This window comes from Pseudomonas sp. FP2254, from assembly GCF_030687695.1.
In the GTDB taxonomy this organism is placed as follows: Bacteria; Pseudomonadota; Gammaproteobacteria; order Pseudomonadales; family Pseudomonadaceae; genus Aquipseudomonas; species Aquipseudomonas quebecensis.
Genome location: NZ_CP117444.1, coordinates 1,480,758 through 1,497,377, shown reverse-complemented (window position 1 = coordinate 1,497,377; position 16,620 = coordinate 1,480,758). Strand labels below are relative to the sequence as shown.

At 60.5% G+C, this 16,620-nt stretch carries 18 protein-coding genes; 4 read left to right on the top strand and 14 right to left on the bottom strand.

Translation table 11 applies throughout. The features are described from left to right. The first annotated feature begins 6 nt into the window (after nt 1-6). On the top strand, nt 7-2,487 hold the full coding sequence (locus PSH94_RS06855; protein ID WP_305436943.1) for a ligase-associated DNA damage response DEXH box helicase: 2,481 nt from the start codon (nt 7-9) through the stop codon (nt 2,485-2,487). Beyond that, nucleotides 2,487-3,137: a ligase-associated DNA damage response endonuclease PdeM gene (pdeM, locus tag PSH94_RS06850; protein WP_266248281.1), complete on the top strand. Its 651-nt coding sequence runs from the start codon at nt 2,487-2,489 to the stop codon at nt 3,135-3,137. Before PSH94_RS06855 ends, pdeM begins: the two co-directional genes overlap by 1 nt. Nucleotides 3,138-3,158: 21 nt before the next feature. Here the strand turns inward: pdeM and PSH94_RS06845 are convergent, their stop codons facing one another. Then, nucleotides 3,159-3,356 (bottom strand): hypothetical protein, encoded by a 198-nt coding sequence (locus tag PSH94_RS06845; protein ID WP_010212420.1) that lies wholly within the window; start codon nt 3,354-3,356, stop codon nt 3,159-3,161. 107 nt (nt 3,357-3,463) lie between these two features. Further along, nucleotides 3,464-4,030: a dCTP deaminase gene (dcd, locus tag PSH94_RS06840; RefSeq protein ID WP_034096266.1), complete on the bottom strand. Its 567-nt coding sequence runs from the start codon at nt 4,028-4,030 to the stop codon at nt 3,464-3,466. Nucleotides 4,031-4,419: 389 nt separating this feature from the next. On the opposite strand from dcd, the gene PSH94_RS06835 reads away from it, so the two are divergent. Further along, nucleotides 4,420-4,629, top strand: coding sequence for a cold-shock protein (locus tag PSH94_RS06835; RefSeq protein ID WP_002554837.1), 210 nt, complete (start codon nt 4,420-4,422; stop codon nt 4,627-4,629). A 209-nt stretch (nt 4,630-4,838) separates the two neighbouring features. Here PSH94_RS06835 and rpoS read toward each other — a convergent pair whose 3' ends face one another. The 8 genes from rpoS to PSH94_RS06795 all read right to left on the bottom strand — a co-directional run bounded on the left by rpoS (nt 4,839) and on the right by PSH94_RS06795 (nt 12,037). Continuing rightward, a complete protein-coding gene (gene rpoS / locus PSH94_RS06830; protein ID WP_181079314.1) occupies nt 4,839-5,843 on the bottom strand; it encodes an RNA polymerase sigma factor RpoS in 1,005 nt (334 codons plus the stop codon). A gap of 104 nt (nt 5,844-5,947) precedes the next feature. Beyond that, a complete protein-coding gene (locus PSH94_RS06825) occupies nt 5,948-6,784 on the bottom strand; it encodes a peptidoglycan DD-metalloendopeptidase family protein (RefSeq protein WP_181079312.1) in 837 nt (278 codons plus the stop codon). Between the two features lie 207 nt (nt 6,785-6,991). Continuing rightward, nucleotides 6,992-7,627, bottom strand: coding sequence for a protein-L-isoaspartate(D-aspartate) O-methyltransferase (locus PSH94_RS06820; RefSeq protein ID WP_181079416.1), 636 nt, complete (start codon nt 7,625-7,627; stop codon nt 6,992-6,994). A 41-nt stretch (nt 7,628-7,668) separates the two neighbouring features. Further along, complete coding sequence (surE, locus tag PSH94_RS06815; protein WP_181079309.1) at nt 7,669-8,418, bottom strand: 5'/3'-nucleotidase SurE; 750 nt, start codon at nt 8,416-8,418, stop codon at nt 7,669-7,671. Further along, nucleotides 8,406-9,464, bottom strand: coding sequence for a tRNA pseudouridine(13) synthase TruD (gene truD / locus PSH94_RS06810; protein WP_305436940.1), 1,059 nt, complete (start codon nt 9,462-9,464; stop codon nt 8,406-8,408). Before truD ends, surE begins: the two co-directional genes overlap by 13 nt. Next, a complete protein-coding gene (gene ispF / locus PSH94_RS06805; protein ID WP_124385465.1) occupies nt 9,461-9,934 on the bottom strand; it encodes a 2-C-methyl-D-erythritol 2,4-cyclodiphosphate synthase in 474 nt (157 codons plus the stop codon). Before ispF ends, truD begins: the two co-directional genes overlap by 4 nt. A 54-nt stretch (nt 9,935-9,988) precedes the next feature. Further along, on the bottom strand, nt 9,989-10,834 hold the full coding sequence (gene fghA, locus PSH94_RS06800) for an S-formylglutathione hydrolase (RefSeq protein WP_305436937.1): 846 nt from the start codon (nt 10,832-10,834) through the stop codon (nt 9,989-9,991). A 90-nt stretch (nt 10,835-10,924) separates the two neighbouring features. After that, nucleotides 10,925-12,037, bottom strand: a complete 1,113-nt coding sequence (locus PSH94_RS06795; RefSeq protein WP_305436936.1) for an S-(hydroxymethyl)glutathione dehydrogenase/class III alcohol dehydrogenase — start codon at nt 12,035-12,037, stop codon at nt 10,925-10,927. A gap of 109 nt (nt 12,038-12,146) precedes the next feature. On the opposite strand from PSH94_RS06795, the gene PSH94_RS06790 reads away from it, so the two are divergent. Continuing rightward, nucleotides 12,147-13,043 (top strand): LysR substrate-binding domain-containing protein, encoded by an 897-nt coding sequence (locus PSH94_RS06790; RefSeq protein ID WP_305436935.1) that lies wholly within the window; start codon nt 12,147-12,149, stop codon nt 13,041-13,043. A 130-nt stretch (nt 13,044-13,173) separates the two neighbouring features. Here the strand turns inward: PSH94_RS06790 and ispD are convergent, their stop codons facing one another. The 4 genes from ispD to kdsA form a co-directional block, all read right to left on the bottom strand. Then, nucleotides 13,174-13,881 (bottom strand): 2-C-methyl-D-erythritol 4-phosphate cytidylyltransferase, encoded by a 708-nt coding sequence (gene ispD / locus PSH94_RS06785; protein WP_181079295.1) that lies wholly within the window; start codon nt 13,879-13,881, stop codon nt 13,174-13,176. Further along, entirely contained in the window at nt 13,878-14,156 is a 279-nt protein-coding gene (gene ftsB, locus PSH94_RS06780; protein ID WP_003172294.1) for a cell division protein FtsB, read from the bottom strand. The genes ispD and ftsB overlap by 4 nt, the downstream gene beginning before the upstream one ends. Nucleotides 14,157-14,327: 171 nt before the next feature. Then, on the bottom strand, nt 14,328-15,617 hold the full coding sequence (gene eno, locus PSH94_RS06775) for a phosphopyruvate hydratase (protein ID WP_181079292.1): 1,290 nt from the start codon (nt 15,615-15,617) through the stop codon (nt 14,328-14,330). A gap of 152 nt (nt 15,618-15,769) precedes the next feature. Continuing rightward, nucleotides 15,770-16,615, bottom strand: coding sequence for a 3-deoxy-8-phosphooctulonate synthase (kdsA, locus tag PSH94_RS06770; protein ID WP_003189190.1), 846 nt, complete (start codon nt 16,613-16,615; stop codon nt 15,770-15,772). Nucleotides 16,616-16,620 lie beyond the last annotated feature (5 nt).

Genomic DNA, 16,620 nt, shown 5'->3' with positions numbered 1-16,620 from the left:
CGCCGCATGGCAAAACCCCACGACTTCGCCAGGCAATGGTTCGCCGCCAAAGGCTGGAAACCGTTCGCCTTCCAAAAAGCCGTGTGGACGGCGGTCAAGGAGGGAAATTCCGGCTTGCTGCATGCCAGCACCGGTGCCGGCAAGACTTACGCACTGTGGTTTGCCGCGCTCAATCGCTTCGCCATCACGCGCCCACCGGCCACCGGCAAACGCAAGCCACCGGCCGAGCCGCTGACGGTGTTGTGGATCACGCCGATGCGAGCCCTCGCCGCCGACACCGCGCGCGCCTTGGAAGCGCCGCTGCCGGCGTTGCAAATTCCGTGGAGTGTCGGCCTGCGCACCGGCGACACCAGCAGTGCCGAACGCGCCCGACAAACCCGTCGCCAGCCGACCACACTGGTCACCACCCCGGAAAGCCTGACCCTGATGCTGGCCCGCGCCGACAGCGAAGCCAGCCTGGCCCATGTGCGCATGGTGGTAGTGGATGAATGGCACGAACTGATCGGCAACAAACGCGGGGTGCAGTTGCAACTGGCCCTGGCGCGCTTGCGACGTTGGCAGCCTGAATTGCTGGTGTGGGGGATTTCCGCGACGCTGGGCAATCAATCCCACGCCTTGGAGGTACTGGTCCCACAAGGCGGAGGAATCAATGTGCAGGGGCAAACGGCCAAGGCGCTGCACGTCGATACGCTGTTGCCACCCGTGGCCGAGCGCTTCCCCTGGGCCGGACATATTGGTTTGAAAATGCTGCCGCAGGTGGTGGCCGAGGTGGACACCAGCAGCAGTTGCCTGGTGTTCACCAACACCCGGGCACAGTCGGAAATCTGGTACCAGGCATTGCTCGATGCGCGGCCGGATTGGGCCGGAGTGATAGCCCTTCACCATGGTTCGTTGTCCCGGGAGACGCGCGACTGGGTCGAACGGGCGCTGAAAGACGGGCAACTCAAGGCGGTGGTGTGCACCTCGAGCCTGGACCTGGGGGTGGATTTTCTGCCGGTCGAGCGCGTGCTGCAGATCGGTTCGGCCAAGGGCGTGGCGCGCCTGATGCAGCGCGCCGGGCGCTCCGGCCACGCACCCGGGCGGCCGTCGCGGGTGACGCTGGTGCCGACTCACAGCCTGGAACTGATCGAAGCCGCAGCGGCGCAGGATGCGATTGCCGAGCGACGCATCGAAGCCAGGGAATCTCCTTACAAACCACTGGATGTGCTCGTACAACACTTGGTGAGTATGGCCTTGGGTGGCGGCTTTATGCCCGCATCGTTGCTGGAGGAAGTACGCGGCGCCTGGGCCTATCGCGACCTCACTGACGCCGACTGGGCCTGGGCCCTGGGCTTTGTGCGCCACGGCGGCTTATCACTGACCGCTTACCCGGATTACCGCCGCGTGGAGCCCGACGAGCACGGCATCTGGCGGGTGCCGGATGCACGGTTGGCCAGGCGCCATCGCATGAGCGTGGGCACTATCGTCAGCGATGCGAGCATCCAGCTTAAATTCTGGAGCAAGGGCGGTGGCGGCAAGAACCTGGGCAGTGTGGAAGAAGGCTTTATTGCGCGACTCAAACCGGGGGACGGTTTCCTGTTTGCCGGTCGCTTGTTGGAGCTGGTGCGGGTGGAAAACATGACCGCCTACGTACGCCGCAGTACCGCCAAAAAGGCCGCAGTGCCGCGTTGGAATGGCGGGCGCATGCCCCTTTCCAACGAACTGGCCCAGGCCGTGGTGGAACGCTTCGATGCCGCTGCCCAGGGTCACTTCGACGGCCCGGAGATGCAGGCGGTACAACCACTCCTGCAGACGCAGCTGCGTTGGTCCGGCCTGCCGACCCGCGCGCACTTGCTGGCCGAAGCCCTGAAATCCCGCGAGGGTTGGCACCTGTTCCTTTACCCGTTCGCCGGGCGCCAGGTGCACCTGGGCCTGGCCAGTTTGCTGGCGTGGCGCGTCAGCCAGGGGCAACCCGTTACATTCTCCATCGCGGTCAACGACTATGGCCTCGAATTGCTCAGCGCCACTCCGGTGGATTGGCCCGCGCTGTTGAACGCCCCGCTGCTGAGCCCGGACCGCTTGCTGGAGGACGTCGCCGCCAGCCTGAACGCCGGTGAACTGGCCCTGCGGCGCTTTCGCGAAATCGCGCGCATCGCCGGGCTGGTGTTTGCCGGCTACCCCGGCGCGCCGAAAAGCACCCGGCAAGTGCAGGCCTCCAGCGGCTTGTTCTTTGAAGTGTTCAAGCAGTATGACCCGCACAACCTGTTACTGGCTCAGGCCGGCGAAGAAGTGTTGCGCGACGAATTGGACATTCGTCGACTGGAAGCGGCGCTACGGCACCTGTCCACTCTGACACTGGAGCTGCACCAGATTGAACGGCCCACGCCCCTGGCATTTCCGCTGCTGGTGGAGCGCATGCGCGAAAGCATGAGCTCGGAAAAACTCTCGGAGCGCATCGCGCGGATGGTCAAGGATTTGGAAAAAGTCGCGGATAACGGAAAAGCTTGATGTATTGCTCAGTTCAATTGGAAGGCGAAGAGCTATGGCTGCTGGCCCAGAAGGCCATCTACTGGCCCGCGCGCCGGTGCTTGCTGGTCGCCGACGCGCATTTTGGCAAGGCATCGGCCTATCGCAGCCTGGGACAGCCGGTGCCCCAGGGCACCACCACCGACAACCTGGCGCGCCTGGACCGGGTGCTGGAGGCATTCGATTGTGCGCGAGTGGTGTTTCTGGGTGACTTCCTGCACGGCCCAGGCTCCCATGCCAGCGGCACGTTGGGCGCCCTGCGAGCGTGGCGCGAACAGCATCGTGACCTGCCGCTGACGTTGATTCGCGGCAATCACGATAAGCGTGCGGGTGACCCGCCTGGCGACCTCGGGATCGACGTGGTGCCAGAACCGCTGTTGATGGGCCCGTTTGCCTTGCAGCACGAACCCGACGCTCATCCCAGCCACCATGTGCTGGCAGGTCATGTGCATCCGGTGTACCGCTTGCGCGGCAAGGGGCGCCAGAGCCTGCGCCTGCCCTGCTTTCAGCTCGGGCCACGGGTCAGCCTGCTACCGGCGTTCGGGGCGTTTACAGGGGGCTATGCGGTCGAGCCGGACGCCAACCATCGGATTCTGGTGATTGGCGATCAGGAGGTATGGCCTGTCAGGTGATGCAGGCCAACCCTAAAGGCCTCAAGCAACGGGCGCGGGTGGCGGCTCGTCCGGCAGGGTAGGCTCACCGGGCTCGGTGGGCTGCGGGTAATCCGGCTCGGGTTGGCCGGGGATGCCGCCCGCATAGGCAGGATCGGCCATCAGAGACCATGCCAGAACGCCAATCTGATTGGGTTCAAGGCGAGCGAGTTCTGCGCTGATTCGGGGGTCGATCTTCATAAGGTACTCCTCAAGCGTGGCTCGACACGTTTTACACGTGCCGAGGCAGTACACCCAATAGAGTCACTTTCTTCAGACTAATTCCCTTTGCGTGTCGGAGCTTTCGATCAAGCGCGCGGCAGCGTGACGCCGAGCTGGCCCTGATACTTGCCGCCACGGTCCTTGTAGGACACTTCACAGGCCTCATCGGATTGCAGGAACAGCATCTGCGCCACCCCTTCGTTGGCGTAGATTTTCGCCGGCAACGTGGTGGTGTTGGAGAACTCCAGCGTCACGTGGCCTTCCCATTCCGGCTCAAGGGGGGTCACGTTAACGATGATGCCGCAACGGGCGTAGGTGCTTTTGCCGAGGCAGATGGTCAGCACGTCGCGCGGGATACGAAAGAACTCCACGGTGCGCGCCAGCGCGAACGAGTTCGGCGGGATAATGCACACATCGCTCTTGATATCGACGAAGCTTTTTTCATCGAAGTTTTTCGGATCGACGGTTGCCGAATTGATATTGGTGAACACCTTGAATTCATCGGCGCAACGCACGTCGTAGCCGTAGCTGGACACACCGTACGAAATCAGGCGTTCGGCGCCCTCTCCACGCATCTGGCGCTCGACAAAGGGTTCGATCATGCCGTGCTCTTGCGCCATGCGGCGAATCCACTTGTCCGATTTGATGCTCATGGCGGGTGTCCTGAATAGCGAGGTGGAAAAATTCTGTGAGGCATCTTACCGGGGCCGGCGTTGGGGTTCAAAGGGCGTGGGGGTTTTCTTGATGAATGCGCCCTGGACCTGGAGCCGCAGCCAGCGGGGCCGGGAGCCATCGCGCTGCGTGGGGTGTCGGTAAATACCACCGCCAGTCACGAAAATAGAGAAACCTTCGGAAATACCATTGGCACGTTCCGGAAAAAGGGTTAAGGTGGCGCCACTGTGCTGCTTGTGTCACTGAGAATCTCTACACGATATGTTGAATTTCGATCCAACCATCTCCAAGAATTTTTCCTGCTCTTTGCACTCAGTCTCGGCCAGGGCTTTTCCTGAGTCGCAGTTAACTTTGTCCAAGGAGATACACCATGTCTAATCGCCAAACTGGTACCGTTAAGTGGTTCAACGATGAAAAAGGCTTCGGCTTCATCACTCCACAATCCGGTGACGACCTGTTCGTTCACTTCAAAGCTATCCAATCCGACGGCTTCAAAAGCCTGAAAGAAGGCCAACAGGTTTCTTTCATCGCTACCCGCGGTCAGAAAGGCATGCAAGCTGAAGAAGTTCAAGTTATCTAACTTGTACTGACTTAGTCGAAAAGACCCCGCCCTTAAAAGCGGGGTTTTTTTATGCCTGGGATTTGGTATCCAAACCCACTTGATGCCTGACATAAAAAAATATGAGAGAGGGCTCGCCTCCGATGGCGGGTCAGCAGTCACATTTGCATTGACTGTCACACCGCTATCGGGGGCAAGCCCCCTCCCACATTCAGGCATTCAAGCAGACGCTATTGAAACAGCGACTCACTCGACAGGCCATTTTTCTCCAGGATCTCACGCAGGCGCTTGAGCCCTTCAACCTGGATCTGCCGCACCCGCTCGCGGGTCAGACCGATCTCCAGGCCTACATCCTCCAAGGTACTGCTCTCATGGCCGCGCAGGCCGAAGCGGCGAATCACCACTTCACGCTGTTTGTCCGTAAGTTCAGACAACCACTGGTCAATGCTTTGGGACAGATCATCGTCCTGCAACAGCTCACAAGGGTCTGTAGGGCGATCATCCGTGAGGGTGTCCAGCAGGGTTTTATCCGAATCCGGACCCAGCGAGACGTCGACCGAAGACACGCGCTCGTTAAGACCAAGCATGCGCTTGACCTCCGCTACTGGTTTTTCCAGCAGGTTGGCGATTTCTTCGGGTGAGGGTTCATGATCGAGTTTTTGTGTCAGCTCACGCGCCGCCCGCAGGTAGACGTTGAGCTCCTTGACCACATGGATCGGCAACCGGATCGTGCGGGTCTGATTCATGATCGCCCGTTCGATGGTCTGACGAATCCACCAGGTGGCGTAGGTCGAAAAACGGAAGCCGCGTTCAGGATCGAACTTTTCCACTGCTCGAATCAGGCCAAGATTGCCCTCCTCGATCAGGTCCAACAGGGACAGCCCACGATTGACGTAGCGCCGGGCAATTTTCACTACCAGCCGCAGGTTGCTTTCAATCATGCGCTTGCGCCCAGCCGGATCGCCTTTTTGCGACAAGCGCGCAAAATGGACTTCCTCTTCAGGGGTAAGCAGAGGGGAAAAGCCGATTTCATTGAGGTACAGCTGGGTCGCATCAAGCGCCCGGGTGTAATCAATGTATTTGTGTTGCTTTAACGCGGAGGAGTTCTTGGATTTGGTTCGAACTGAAGGTGTAGCAGGTCCCTCATTCGACATCGATTCCATAGCGATGCTGGTCTCCATAAGGAGAACCTCATCGTCGATGTCAAACTCCGGCGCTTCTTTACTGAGAGCCATTGTTATAGTCCTTTGGTGAGTTCGACCTCAAGCTCAAGCGACGCCTTTATCCTTGGCAACGCTGGAGCCTGTTCCTTCTACGCTAGGAACAGGCTGGCAACACATCAACGACGGGGTAGGAATTGCAATGGATCTACAGGCTTCCCTTGACGGCGAATCTCAAAGTGCAGTTTCACCCGGTCCGTACCAGTTGACCCCATTTCGGCAATTGTCTGTCCGACTTTGACCTGCTGTCCCTCCCGAACCAACAGCCTGCGGTTGTGACCGTAAGCACTGACGTAGGTGTCACTGTGTTTGATGATGACGAGTTCGCCGTAACCCCGTAGACCACTCCCGGCGTACACCACTGTCCCATCAGACGCAGCTAAAACAGGCTGTCCCAAATCCCCGGCGATATCAATGCCTTTATTCAAACTACCGTTTGAAGAGAATTTTCCAATCAACACTCCGTTTGAGGGCCATCCCCAACCGGTCGGCGCAGGCCCCGCAGGTGGCAACGGCGCGGGCGCCGGCTTGTTTGCGGGGGTCGGCACCGCCGTGCCCGCAGGCCGCGTAGTGATGGTGGTTTTGCTGGAAGACGAGGCCGAAGATCCAGAGGTTGTCACAACTGTCGTAGGCGCAGAACCGCTACGCCCATCGAAGCGAATGGTCTGGCCTGGATGAATCGTATACGGCACGGGAATATTGTTTCTAGCTGCGAGCGCCTTGTAGTCCCAGCCATAACGGAAGGCAATGGAGAACAACGTATCGCCCTTGCGTACCACGTATTGTCCAGTGGTGACGGTAGGTTTTTGCGGTACCGAGCTGTTGCGGTCAACGACTCGTGCGCCACTGCTTGGCGAGCTGGAGCAGCCGACCAACACGGAACTGAAGACGAGGCCAAGCACCAGTCGCTGAAAACTTGTTTTACTCATACGCTGCGCAAGACCTGTGAGACTCACCCGCCGCTCCCTTTGTGGTGGCTGAACATGGACGCCTGTATCAGGCTGGAAAGATGACGCAAGTATAACTGGGCATTGAAGTTTTACCGGCACACGTGCGAAACGAATCTTTGAGCGTGCCGAATGCATCCACCCATCATGCTGACTTGATAGACCCCGCCGTAAGACACATCCGCGCCAGCAGAATTCACTGGCCGCGCAAATAGATCAGGCCAGCGGGCCGTTGAGCAACGGCACAAAGCGCACGGCTCCCAGGATATGCCGGGAAAAGCCTTCATCCTCACGAACGATAAGCATCAGTTGCTGCACTTCGCCGGAGCCGACCGGAATGACCAGGCGCCCACCCGGTGCCAATTGGTCGAGCAGGGCCTGCGGCACGTCGGTGGCCACGGCGGTGACGATGATGCCGTTATACGGCGCCAGCGCCGGCCAGCCTTCCCAGCCGTCCCCCCAACGAAACACCACGTTGCGCAGGTTCAGCTCAACCAGGCGCTCCTTGGCGCGGTCCTGCAACACCTTGATGCGCTCCACCGAAAACACCCGTTCCACCAGCTGCGACAGCACCGCCGTCTGGTAACCGGAACCGGTGCCGATTTCCAGCACCTTGTCCAACGGGCCCGCCGCCAACAGCAGCTCGCTCATGCGCGCCACCATGTACGGCTGGGAAATCGTCTGGTTATGCCCGATGGGCAGCGCGGTGTCTTCATAGGCGCGATGGGCCAGGGCCTCATCGACAAACAGGTGCCGCGGCGTGCGCCGGATCACTTCCAGCACTTGGGCGTTGGACAGCCCCTCTTCGTAGAGACGCTGGATCAGCCGCTCGCGGGTACGCTGGGAGGTCATGCCGATGCCGCGACGCAATAGATCGTCTTGTTCACGTGCCATCAGCGCAACCCCTCCAGCCAGCCATCGAGACCACTGAAGGCATCACTGAAGGTGCGATCGAGTTGCAACGGTGTAATCGACACATAACCTTGCATTACCGCGTGAAAATCCGTGCCGGGGCCGCCATCTTCGGCATCGCCGGCGGCCGCGATCCAATAACCCTCCCTGCCACGCGGGTCCACCACCTTCAACGGCGCCGCCGCGCGGGCGCGGTGGCCCAGGCGCGTGAGCTGGATACCACGAATATGGTCCAACGGCAGGTTGGGAACGTTGACGTTCAGCACCGTGCGCGGCGGCAGGTCCAAGGAAGCGTGGGCCTCCACCATCAGGCGCGCAAAATGGGCGGCGGTCGGCAGGTTGTCGAGCTGGCGCGAGGCGAAGGAGAAGGCGAACGAGGTGCGCCCCAGGAAACGCCCTTCCAGGGCAGCGGCCACGGTGCCGGAATACAGCACGTCATCGCCCAGGTTGGCGCCGAGGTTGATGCCCGACACCACCAGATCCGGCTCCTGCTCCAACAGGCTGTTGATCGCCAGGTGCACGCAGTCGGTAGGGGTGCCGTTCACGCTGATAAAGCCATTGGCCAGAACCTGCGGGTGCAGGGGACGGTCGAGCGTCAGCGAACTGCTGGCGCCGCTCCTGTCCTGGTCGGGGGCGACCACTATGCACTCGGCGTAATCCTGCAGCGCGGCATGGAGCGCGGCAAGGCCGGGTGCGGTGGCACCGTCATCGTTTGATATCAGAATACGCATGGGCTGTCCGTCTGCCCCACCGGCACCAGATCAACAAGCTCGCGCACCAAGACAGTGGCGAAGCATCCGGCCGGCAGGACGAATTCCAATTGCAGAATGTCAGGCCGGGGATAATGCCACGTCAACCCGCTAATGGGCAGTCGAAGAATGCGACGTTCCTGGCTCATGCCCGCCTTGACCAGCCAATCGCGCAGGTCGGCCTCACTGGCGGCGACCGCCTGTTCCAGCTCGAAGGTGGCACCCGCGGCAGGTGAATCGCCCTCGCCCCACTGCGGCCCCGTCGGGTGCAGGTCCAGGATCGCCAGGCGCGGATCGCTGCACTCGGCTTCACCGGCCGGAAAAAAACTGCGGCTGTCGGTAAAGGCGAGCAAATCGCCCACCTGGGCGCGCTGCCAGGAGCCGTCGGCGACTCGCGCCGCCAGGACTTTGTTGAACAGGAAACTGCGCGCGGTGGACAACAGCCGCGAGCGCACATTGCGCTGTTCGGGCAAGGCCTTGCGCGCCGCCCAGTCGCGAGCGTCGACGACGTTGCCACCGTTATGCCCAAAGCGCTGGGTACCGAAATAGTTGGGGATGCCGTGCTTGGCGATCTGCTGCAAGCGGGCGTCGATCGCGGCGGTATCCGCGGCCAATTGAGTCAGACGCAAGGTGAAGCCGTTGGCCGAATGCGCGCCGCGCTGCAGCTTGCGTTTATGGCGCGCGGTTTTGAGGATGGTGAGGCTGTCGTTTTGCGCCGCGCTCATGTCCGGGTCGGCCCTGCCCGGCAATTGCACGCTGAACCACTGTCGGGTCAGCGCCTGGCGATCCTTGAGTCCGGCATAGCTGACAGTGCGCAACGGCACGCCGGCCGCCTTTGCTATCCGCCGCGCCGCCTCTTCGGTGTTCAAGCCGCGCTTTTCCACCCACAGCCACAGGTGCTCGCCCTCGCCGGTCAGCGGGATGTCGAGCACTTCGTCCACTTGGAAATCTTCGGCCGTGGCTTTCAGTACCGCGCAGCCCAGCGCTTCGCCATAGGCCCGCGGGCCCAGCAGTTGCAGGTCAGTCATGCGCGCAGCAACAAGGCGACGGAGTGCACCGCGATGCCCTCTTCACGACCGGTGAACCCGAGTTTTTCGGTGGTGGTGGCTTTCACGTTGACTTGATCCACTTCAATTTGCAGGTCTGCGGCTATCAGTGCACGCATCGATTCGATATGGGGCGCCATTTTCGGTGCCTGGGCGACAATGGTGTTATCGACATTGCCGACCTTCCAGCCTTTGGCATGGATCAGGCCGACCACATGGCGCAGCAGCACGCGGCTGTCGGCGCCCTTGAAAGTGGGGTCGGTGTCTGGGAAGTGCTTGCCGATATCACCCAATGCCGCCGCGCCGAGCAATGCATCGCTCAAGGCATGCAGGACGACATCGCCGTCGGAATGCGCCAGCAATCCGTGGTGGTGCGCAATGCGCACACCGCCCAGGGTAATGAAATCGCCCTCAGCGAAACGGTGCACATCGTAGCCGTGGCCAATACGCATAAAAAAACGCCCCGATTTAATTCAGGGCGTGATTCTACCTACTTTTTTCTCACATTAACCGAGCAAAGCACGTGCGTGATGCCGCAAATGATCTTCGATGAAGCTGGCAATGAAAAAGTAGCTGTGGTCGTAGCCTGGTTGCAGGCGCAGTTCCAGCGGATGGTTGGCCGCCTTCGCGGCCTGGCGCAGCGCTTCAGGCTTGAGCTGCACGGCGAGGAAATCGTCGCGATCGCCTTGATCCACCAGTAATGGAAGTTTGTGCGAGGTTTCGCTGATCAGCACGCAGGCATCCCACTCACGCCATTTGGAACGTTCTTCGCCCAGGTAGCGGGAAAAGGCTTTCTGGCCCCATGGGCAGTCCATGGGGTTGCTGATCGGCGAAAAAGCCGACACTGAAAGGTAACGCTCCGGGTTGCGCAACGCACACACCAATGCGCCATGTCCGCCCATGGAGTGGCCGCTGATGCCGCGCTTATCGGACGCCGGGAAGTGTGCCTCCACCAACGCCGGCAATTCCTGCACCACGTAGTCATGCATCCGATAGTGCTTGGCCCAGGGTTCCTGGGTGGCGTTCAGGTAGAAGCCGGCGCCGAGGCCGAAGTCCCAGGCGTTGTCAGGATCACCCGGCACGCCGGGGCCGCGGGGGCTGGTGTCCGGCGCCACGATGATCAACCCCAGTTCCGCCGCCATGCGCTGGGCACCGGCTTTCTGCATGAAGTTCTCATCGGTGCAGGTCAGGCCGGACAGCCAGTACAGCACCGGCAGCTTGCCGCCCTGCTCCGCTTGCGGCGGCAGGTAGACGGCGAAGGTCATGTCGCAACCGAGCACGTGGGAACTGTGTTTGTAGCGTTTGTGCCAGCCGCCAAAACTCTTCTGGCAGGAGATATTTTCCAGGGTCATGGGAGTACTCCCAGCTGCAAGTGGCAAGCTTCAAACGGCAAGTAAGGCGTGCACCCACTTGCTGCTGATAGCTTGCCGCTTGCCGCTGCTTCAAAAGTGAATGACGGTACGAATGCTCTTGCCTTCATGCATCAGGTCAAACGCTTTGTTGATATCTTCCAGGCTCATGGTGTGGGTGATGAAGGTATCCAGGGGGATTTCGCCGGTCTGGGCCATTTCCACGTAGCTTGGCAATTCGCTGCGACCGCGTACGCCGCCAAACGCCGAACCGCGCCAGACGCGACCGGTGACCAGTTGGAACGGACGGGTAGCGATTTCCTGGCCGGCCCCGGCTACGCCGATGATCACCGATTCGCCCCAGCCTTTGTGGCAGCACTCAAGCGCGGCCCGCATCAATTGGACATTGCCGATGCACTCGAAGGAAAAATCCACGCCGCCATCCGTCAGGTCGACGATCACGTCCTGGATCGGGCGGTCGTAGTCTTTCGGGTTAATGCAGTCGGTTGCACCCAGTTGCTTGGCGATTTCGAACTTGGCCGGGTTAATGTCGATGGCGATGATACGTCCGGCCTTGGCCTTGACCGCCCCGATCACCGCAGACAGGCCAATGCCCCCCAGGCCGAAGATGGCCACGGTGTCGCCTGGCTTGACCTTGGCGGTGTTGATCACCGCACCGATACCGGTGGTGACGCCGCAACCGAGCAGGCAGACCTTTTCCAACGGTGCTTCTTTAGGAATCTTGGCCACGGAAATTTCCGGGAGCACGGTGTACTCGGAAAACGTCGAGGTGCCCATGTAGTGGAAAATCGGCTGCCCTTTGTAGGAGAAACGCGTAGTGCCATCGGGCATCAAGCCTTTGCCCTGGGTGGCGCGAATGGCCTGGCACAGGTTGGTCTTGCCCGAGCGACAGAATTTGCACTGGCCGCATTCCGGGGTGTACAGCGGGATCACATGGTCACCCACCGCTACTGAAGTCACGCCCTCGCCGATGGCCTCGACCACCGCACCGCCCTCATGGCCAAGGATGGACGGGAAGATGCCTTCCGGGTCGGCGCCCGACAGCGTATAGGCGTCGGTATGGCACACGCCGGACGCGACCACGCGCAACAGTACTTCGCCGGCCTTTGGCATGGCGACATCCACTTCTACGATCTCAAGGGGTTTCTTGGCTTCGAAGGCTACGGCGGCGCGGGACTTGATCATCCGGAAATCTCCATCGGGTTGAAAACTGAAGCGATGAGTGTAAAACATGACCGGCTGATTAATAATCCGACCAAAAGCAAAACTTTATTGCTGTACAGGGATAATCGCCATGCAGGACAACCGCTGGGAAGGCATCGATGAGTTCGTCGCGGTCGCCGAATGCAACCAGTTCACCGCCGCCGCCGAACGCCTGGGGGTTTCGTCGTCCCATATCAGCCGGCAAGTTGCGCGCCTGGAAGACCGGCTGCAGACGCGGCTGCTCTACCGAAGCACCCGCAAGGTCACACTGACAGAGGCCGGTCAGACCTTTCTGCAACACTGCCAGCGCCTGCAGGATGGACGCGAAGAAGCCTTGCGCGCGGTGGGCGACCTGACCAGCGAACCCAAGGGCATGTTGCGCATGACCTGTGCCGTGGCTTACGGCGAGCGTTTTATCGTGCCATTGGTGACGCGATTCATGGGGCTTTATCCGCAACTGCGGGTGGATATCGAGCTGAGCAACCGCCAACTTGATCTGGTGCACGAAGGCCTCGATCTGGCGATTCGCCTGGGGCGCCTGCAAGACTCAAGCATGGTCGCCAGCCGCCTCGCGCCTCGGCGAATGTACCTGTGTGCGTCACCGTCCTACCTGGCCCGGTACGGCCGGCCGCATAGCTTGTCGGAATTGAGTCGGCACAATTGCCTGATCGGCAGCTCGGACATCTGGCAACTGGCCCAGGACGGGCGCGAATTTTCCCAACGGGTACAGGGAAACTGGCGCTGCAACAGTGGGCAAGCCGTGTTGGATGCGGCGCTGCAAGGGGTCGGGTTGTGCCAACTGCCGGACTATTACGTGCTGGAGCACTTGCACAGCGGCGCGTTGGTGTCGCTGCTGGAGGCGTATCAACCACCGAATACCGCGGTGTGGGCGCTGTATCCGCAGCAACGACATTTGTCGCCAAAGGTCAGGAAGTTGGTGGATTTTTTGAAGGAGGGGTTGGCCGAGCGGCCGGAGTACAGCGGTTGAGTATTGGGTGTCCGGGCGGGCCTCATTGCGGGCAAGCCTAGCTCCCACAGTTGACCGAGTTGCCTGGGGGAGAACGTGATCGAATGTGGGAGCTGGCTTGCCTGCGATGAACTCGACCCGGTGCAACTGACTACCGGCGATTGGCCCAACGCAGCCGCAGCCACTCCAGGTCTTCCGGCCGGGTCACCTTGATATTGTCCGAGCGCCCTTCGATCAAGCGCGGCGCCTGCCCGGACCATTCCATGGCCGAGGCCTCGTCGGTGATCAGCGCATCCGCCACCAGGCTGTCGGCCAACGCGCGGTGCAAGGCTCCGAGGCGGAACATCTGCGGCGTATAGGCTTGCCAGATCAAGCTGCGGTCGACGGTTTCCACCACCCGCCCCTGCTTGTCGACGCGCTTGAGGGTATCGCGAGCCGGCACCGCCAGCAGGCCACCGACCGGATCGTCCGCCAACTCAGCCAGTAACTTATCGAGATCATCACGGCTCAGGTTAGGCCGCGCCGCATCATGCACCAACACCCAATCGTCATCGCTGGCGCCCAGGGCATTGAGGTGCAGCAGTGCATTGAGCACCGAGCCCGAGCGCTGCGAACCACCGTCCGCACGCTGGATACGCGGGTCAGCGGCACATGCCAGGTTGGGCCAATACGGATCATCAACAGCAAGACTGACCACCAGGCCCTTGAGCAGAGGGTGGTCAAGAAAACAGCCCAGGCTGTGTTCAAGAATAGTGCGCCCGCCCAATTGCAAGTACTGCTTGGGACGGTCCGCGGCCATACGGGCACCGACGCCCGCGGCAGGAATCACGGCCCAGAAGGCCGGCAAACGATAGCTCATTGGGCCAACTGGTAGAGGGTTTCACCCTCCTTGACCATGCCCAACTCATGGCGAGCCCGTTCTTCAACGGTCTCCGTGCCCTTTTTCAACTCAAGCACTTCGGCGTCGAGGACGCGGTTGCGCTCCAGCAGGCGTTCGTTTTCGGCGTGCTGGTCGGCAATTTGTTGGGTCAGGTCTTTTACCTGCGCGAAGCTGCCGTTACCTACCCATAGGCGGTACTGCAGGCCAGCCAGCAGCAGGAGCAAGACGAGAAACAACCAATTGGGACTGCGCATCGAATATCGGGTATCCAGTGGAAAAAGACAGCCATGCATCACTTTTGGAGCAACTGATAGCACGAAGCCTGGAAGAACCAGGCTTGTGCTAGATAGTCACCAGATTAACGCCGAAATTCACATTGCCGTGAGTTTTCCGACGCAATCCGCCGACTTTTTACCATGTGACGCTCAGCCGCGAAACTCGCCGCGACCGTTGTACTTGGCTTTGCCGGCCAGTTGCTCTTCGATACGCAGCAATTGGTTGTACTTGGAAACACGGTCGGAGCGGCACAGCGAACCGGTCTTGATCTGACCAGCCGAGGTGCCCACGGCCAGGTCGGCAATGGTCGAATCTTCGGTTTCGCCGGAACGGTGCGAGATTACGGCGGTGTAGCCGGCGGCCTTGGCCATCTGGATGGCTTCCAGGGTTTCGGTCAAGGTGCCGATCTGGTTGAACTTGATCAGGATCGAGTTGGCGATCTTTTTATCGATGCCTTCTTTCAGGATCTTGGTGTTGGTCACGAACAGGTCGTCGCCCACGAGTTGGACTTTTTCGCCGATCTTGTCGGTGAGGATTTTCCAGCCGTCCCAGTCGGACTCGTCCAGGCCGTCTTCGATCGAGATGATCGGGTAGCGCTGGGTCAGGCCCTTCAGGTACTCGGCAAAACCTTCGGAGTTGAACACCTGGCCTTCGCCGGACAGGTTGTACTTGCCGTCTTCGTAGAATTCACTGGCCGCGCAGTCCAGCGCCAGGGTCACGTCGGTGCCCAGGGTGTAGCCGGCGTTGGCCACGGCTTCGGAGATAACCTTGAGGGCATCTTCGTTGGAGGCCAGGTTTGGGGCGAAACCACCCTCGTCACCGACCGCGGTGCTCAGGCCACGGGCCTTTAGCACAGCCTTGAGGTGATGGAAAATCTCGGTGCCCATGCGCAGGCCTTCGGAGAAGGTCTTGGCGCCAACCGGCTGCACCATGAATTCCTGGATGTCGACGTTATTATCGGCGTGCTCGCCACCGTTGATGATGTTCATCATCGGCACCGGCATCGAGTAGACACCTGGAGTGCCGTTCAGGTTGGCAATGTGCGCGTACAGCGGCAGGTCCTGATCCTGGGCAGCGGCCTTGGCGGCGGCCAGGGACACGGCGAGGATGGCGTTAGCGCCCAGGCTGCCTTTGTTGTCGGTGCCGTCGAGCTTGATCATCGCGTGATCCAGCGCTTTCTGGTCCAGCGGGTCTTTACCCAACAGCAGGTCACGGATCGGGCCATTGATGTTGGCTACTGCCTTGAGGACACCCTTGCCCAGGTAACGGCTCTTGTCGCCATCACGCAGTTCCAGCGCTTCGCGCGAACCGGTGGAAGCACCGGACGGCGCGCAGGCGCTGCCGATGATGCCGTTATCGAGAAGCACGTCGGCTTCGACGGTGGGGTTGCCACGGGAGTCGAGAACTTCACGACCTTTGATGTCGACGATTTTTGCCATTGTTGTAAACACTCCAAAGTTGACGAAAACGCTCTATACCGCTCGATTTAACTTGTCGCGCACATTGCAATATTTGGAACAAACTTGCCAGTCATAGTGCCCTCTCAGGGCTCATTGCGAGCAAGCTCGGCTCCTGCACGGAGAAAGCGCAGTTATGCGGTTTCTACCGTCGGAAAACTCTTTACCAGCTCATCCAACTGCTTGAGCTGTGCCAGGAACGGCTCCAACTTGTCCAGGCGCAGGGCGCAAGGACCGTCGCACTTGGCATTGTCGGGGTCCGGGTGGGCTTCCAGGAACAGGCCGGCCAGGGATTGGCTCATGCCCGCCTTGGCCAGGTCGGTGACCTGGGCACGACGCCCGCCGGCGGAGTCCGAGCGACCGCCGGGCATTTGCAGCGCGTGGGTCACATCGAAGAACACCGGGTATTCGAACTGTTTCATGATGCCGAAACCGAGCATGTCCACCACGAGGTTGTTGTAGCCGAAGCTCGAACCGCGCTCGCAGAGAATCAACTGGTCGTTACCCGCCTCCACGCACTTGCTCAGGATGTGCTTCATTTCCTGAGGCGCGAGGAACTGGGCTTTCTTGATATTGATCACAGCGCCGGTCTTGGCCATCGCAACGACCAGGTCGGTCTGGCGCGACAGGAAGGCCGGCAACTGGATGATGTCGCACACCTCGGCGACCACGGCAGCCTGTTCAGGCTCGTGGACATCGGTGATGATCGGCACGCCGAAGGCCTGCTTGATGTCCTGGAAGATCCGCATGCCTTCTTCAAGGCCCGGGCCACGATAGGAGGTTACGGACGAACGGTTGGCCTTGTCGAAGCTGGCCTTGAACACATAAGGAATACCCAGTTTCTGGGTAACCCGCACGTATTCTTCACAGACCTGCATCGCCATGTCACGGCTTTCCAGCACGTTCATGCCGCCGAACAGCACCATGGGCTTGTCGTTGGCAATCTCGATGTCGCCTACGCGAATGATCTTCTGGGCCATCAGGT

Bases quoted from the DNA above. Each gene is read 5' to 3' on its own strand.
- PSH94_RS06855 (WP_305436943.1), top strand. From the start codon at position 7: ATGGCAAAACCCCACGACTTCGCCAGGCAATGGTTCGCCGCCAAAGGC.
- pdeM (WP_266248281.1), top strand. From the start codon at position 2,487: ATGTATTGCTCAGTTCAATTGGAAGGCGAAGAGCTATGGCTGCTGGCC.
- PSH94_RS06845 (WP_010212420.1), bottom strand. From the start codon at position 3,356: ATGAAGATCGACCCCCGAATCAGCGCAGAACTCGCTCGCCTTGAACCC.
- dcd (WP_034096266.1), bottom strand. From the start codon at position 4,030: ATGAGCATCAAATCGGACAAGTGGATTCGCCGCATGGCGCAAGAGCAC.
- PSH94_RS06835 (WP_002554837.1), top strand. From the start codon at position 4,420: ATGTCTAATCGCCAAACTGGTACCGTTAAGTGGTTCAACGATGAAAAA.
- rpoS (WP_181079314.1), bottom strand. From the start codon at position 5,843: ATGGCTCTCAGTAAAGAAGCGCCGGAGTTTGACATCGACGATGAGGTT.
- PSH94_RS06820 (WP_181079416.1), bottom strand. From the start codon at position 7,627: ATGACCTCCCAGCGTACCCGCGAGCGGCTGATCCAGCGTCTCTACGAA.
- surE (WP_181079309.1), bottom strand. From the start codon at position 8,418: ATGCGTATTCTGATATCAAACGATGACGGTGCCACCGCACCCGGCCTT.
- truD (WP_305436940.1), bottom strand. From the start codon at position 9,464: ATGACTGACCTGCAACTGCTGGGCCCGCGGGCCTATGGCGAAGCGCTG.
- ispF (WP_124385465.1), bottom strand. From the start codon at position 9,934: ATGCGTATTGGCCACGGCTACGATGTGCACCGTTTCGCTGAGGGCGAT.
- fghA (WP_305436937.1), bottom strand. From the start codon at position 10,834: ATGACCCTGGAAAATATCTCCTGCCAGAAGAGTTTTGGCGGCTGGCAC.
- PSH94_RS06795 (WP_305436936.1), bottom strand. From the start codon at position 12,037: ATGATCAAGTCCCGCGCCGCCGTAGCCTTCGAAGCCAAGAAACCCCTT.
- PSH94_RS06790 (WP_305436935.1), top strand. From the start codon at position 12,147: ATGCAGGACAACCGCTGGGAAGGCATCGATGAGTTCGTCGCGGTCGCC.
- ispD (WP_181079295.1), bottom strand. From the start codon at position 13,881: ATGAGCTATCGTTTGCCGGCCTTCTGGGCCGTGATTCCTGCCGCGGGC.
- ftsB (WP_003172294.1), bottom strand. From the start codon at position 14,156: ATGCGCAGTCCCAATTGGTTGTTTCTCGTCTTGCTCCTGCTGCTGGCT.
- eno (WP_181079292.1), bottom strand. From the start codon at position 15,617: ATGGCAAAAATCGTCGACATCAAAGGTCGTGAAGTTCTCGACTCCCGT.
- kdsA (WP_003189190.1), bottom strand. From the start codon at position 16,615: ATGGCCCAGAAGATCATTCGCGTAGGCGACATCGAGATTGCCAACGAC.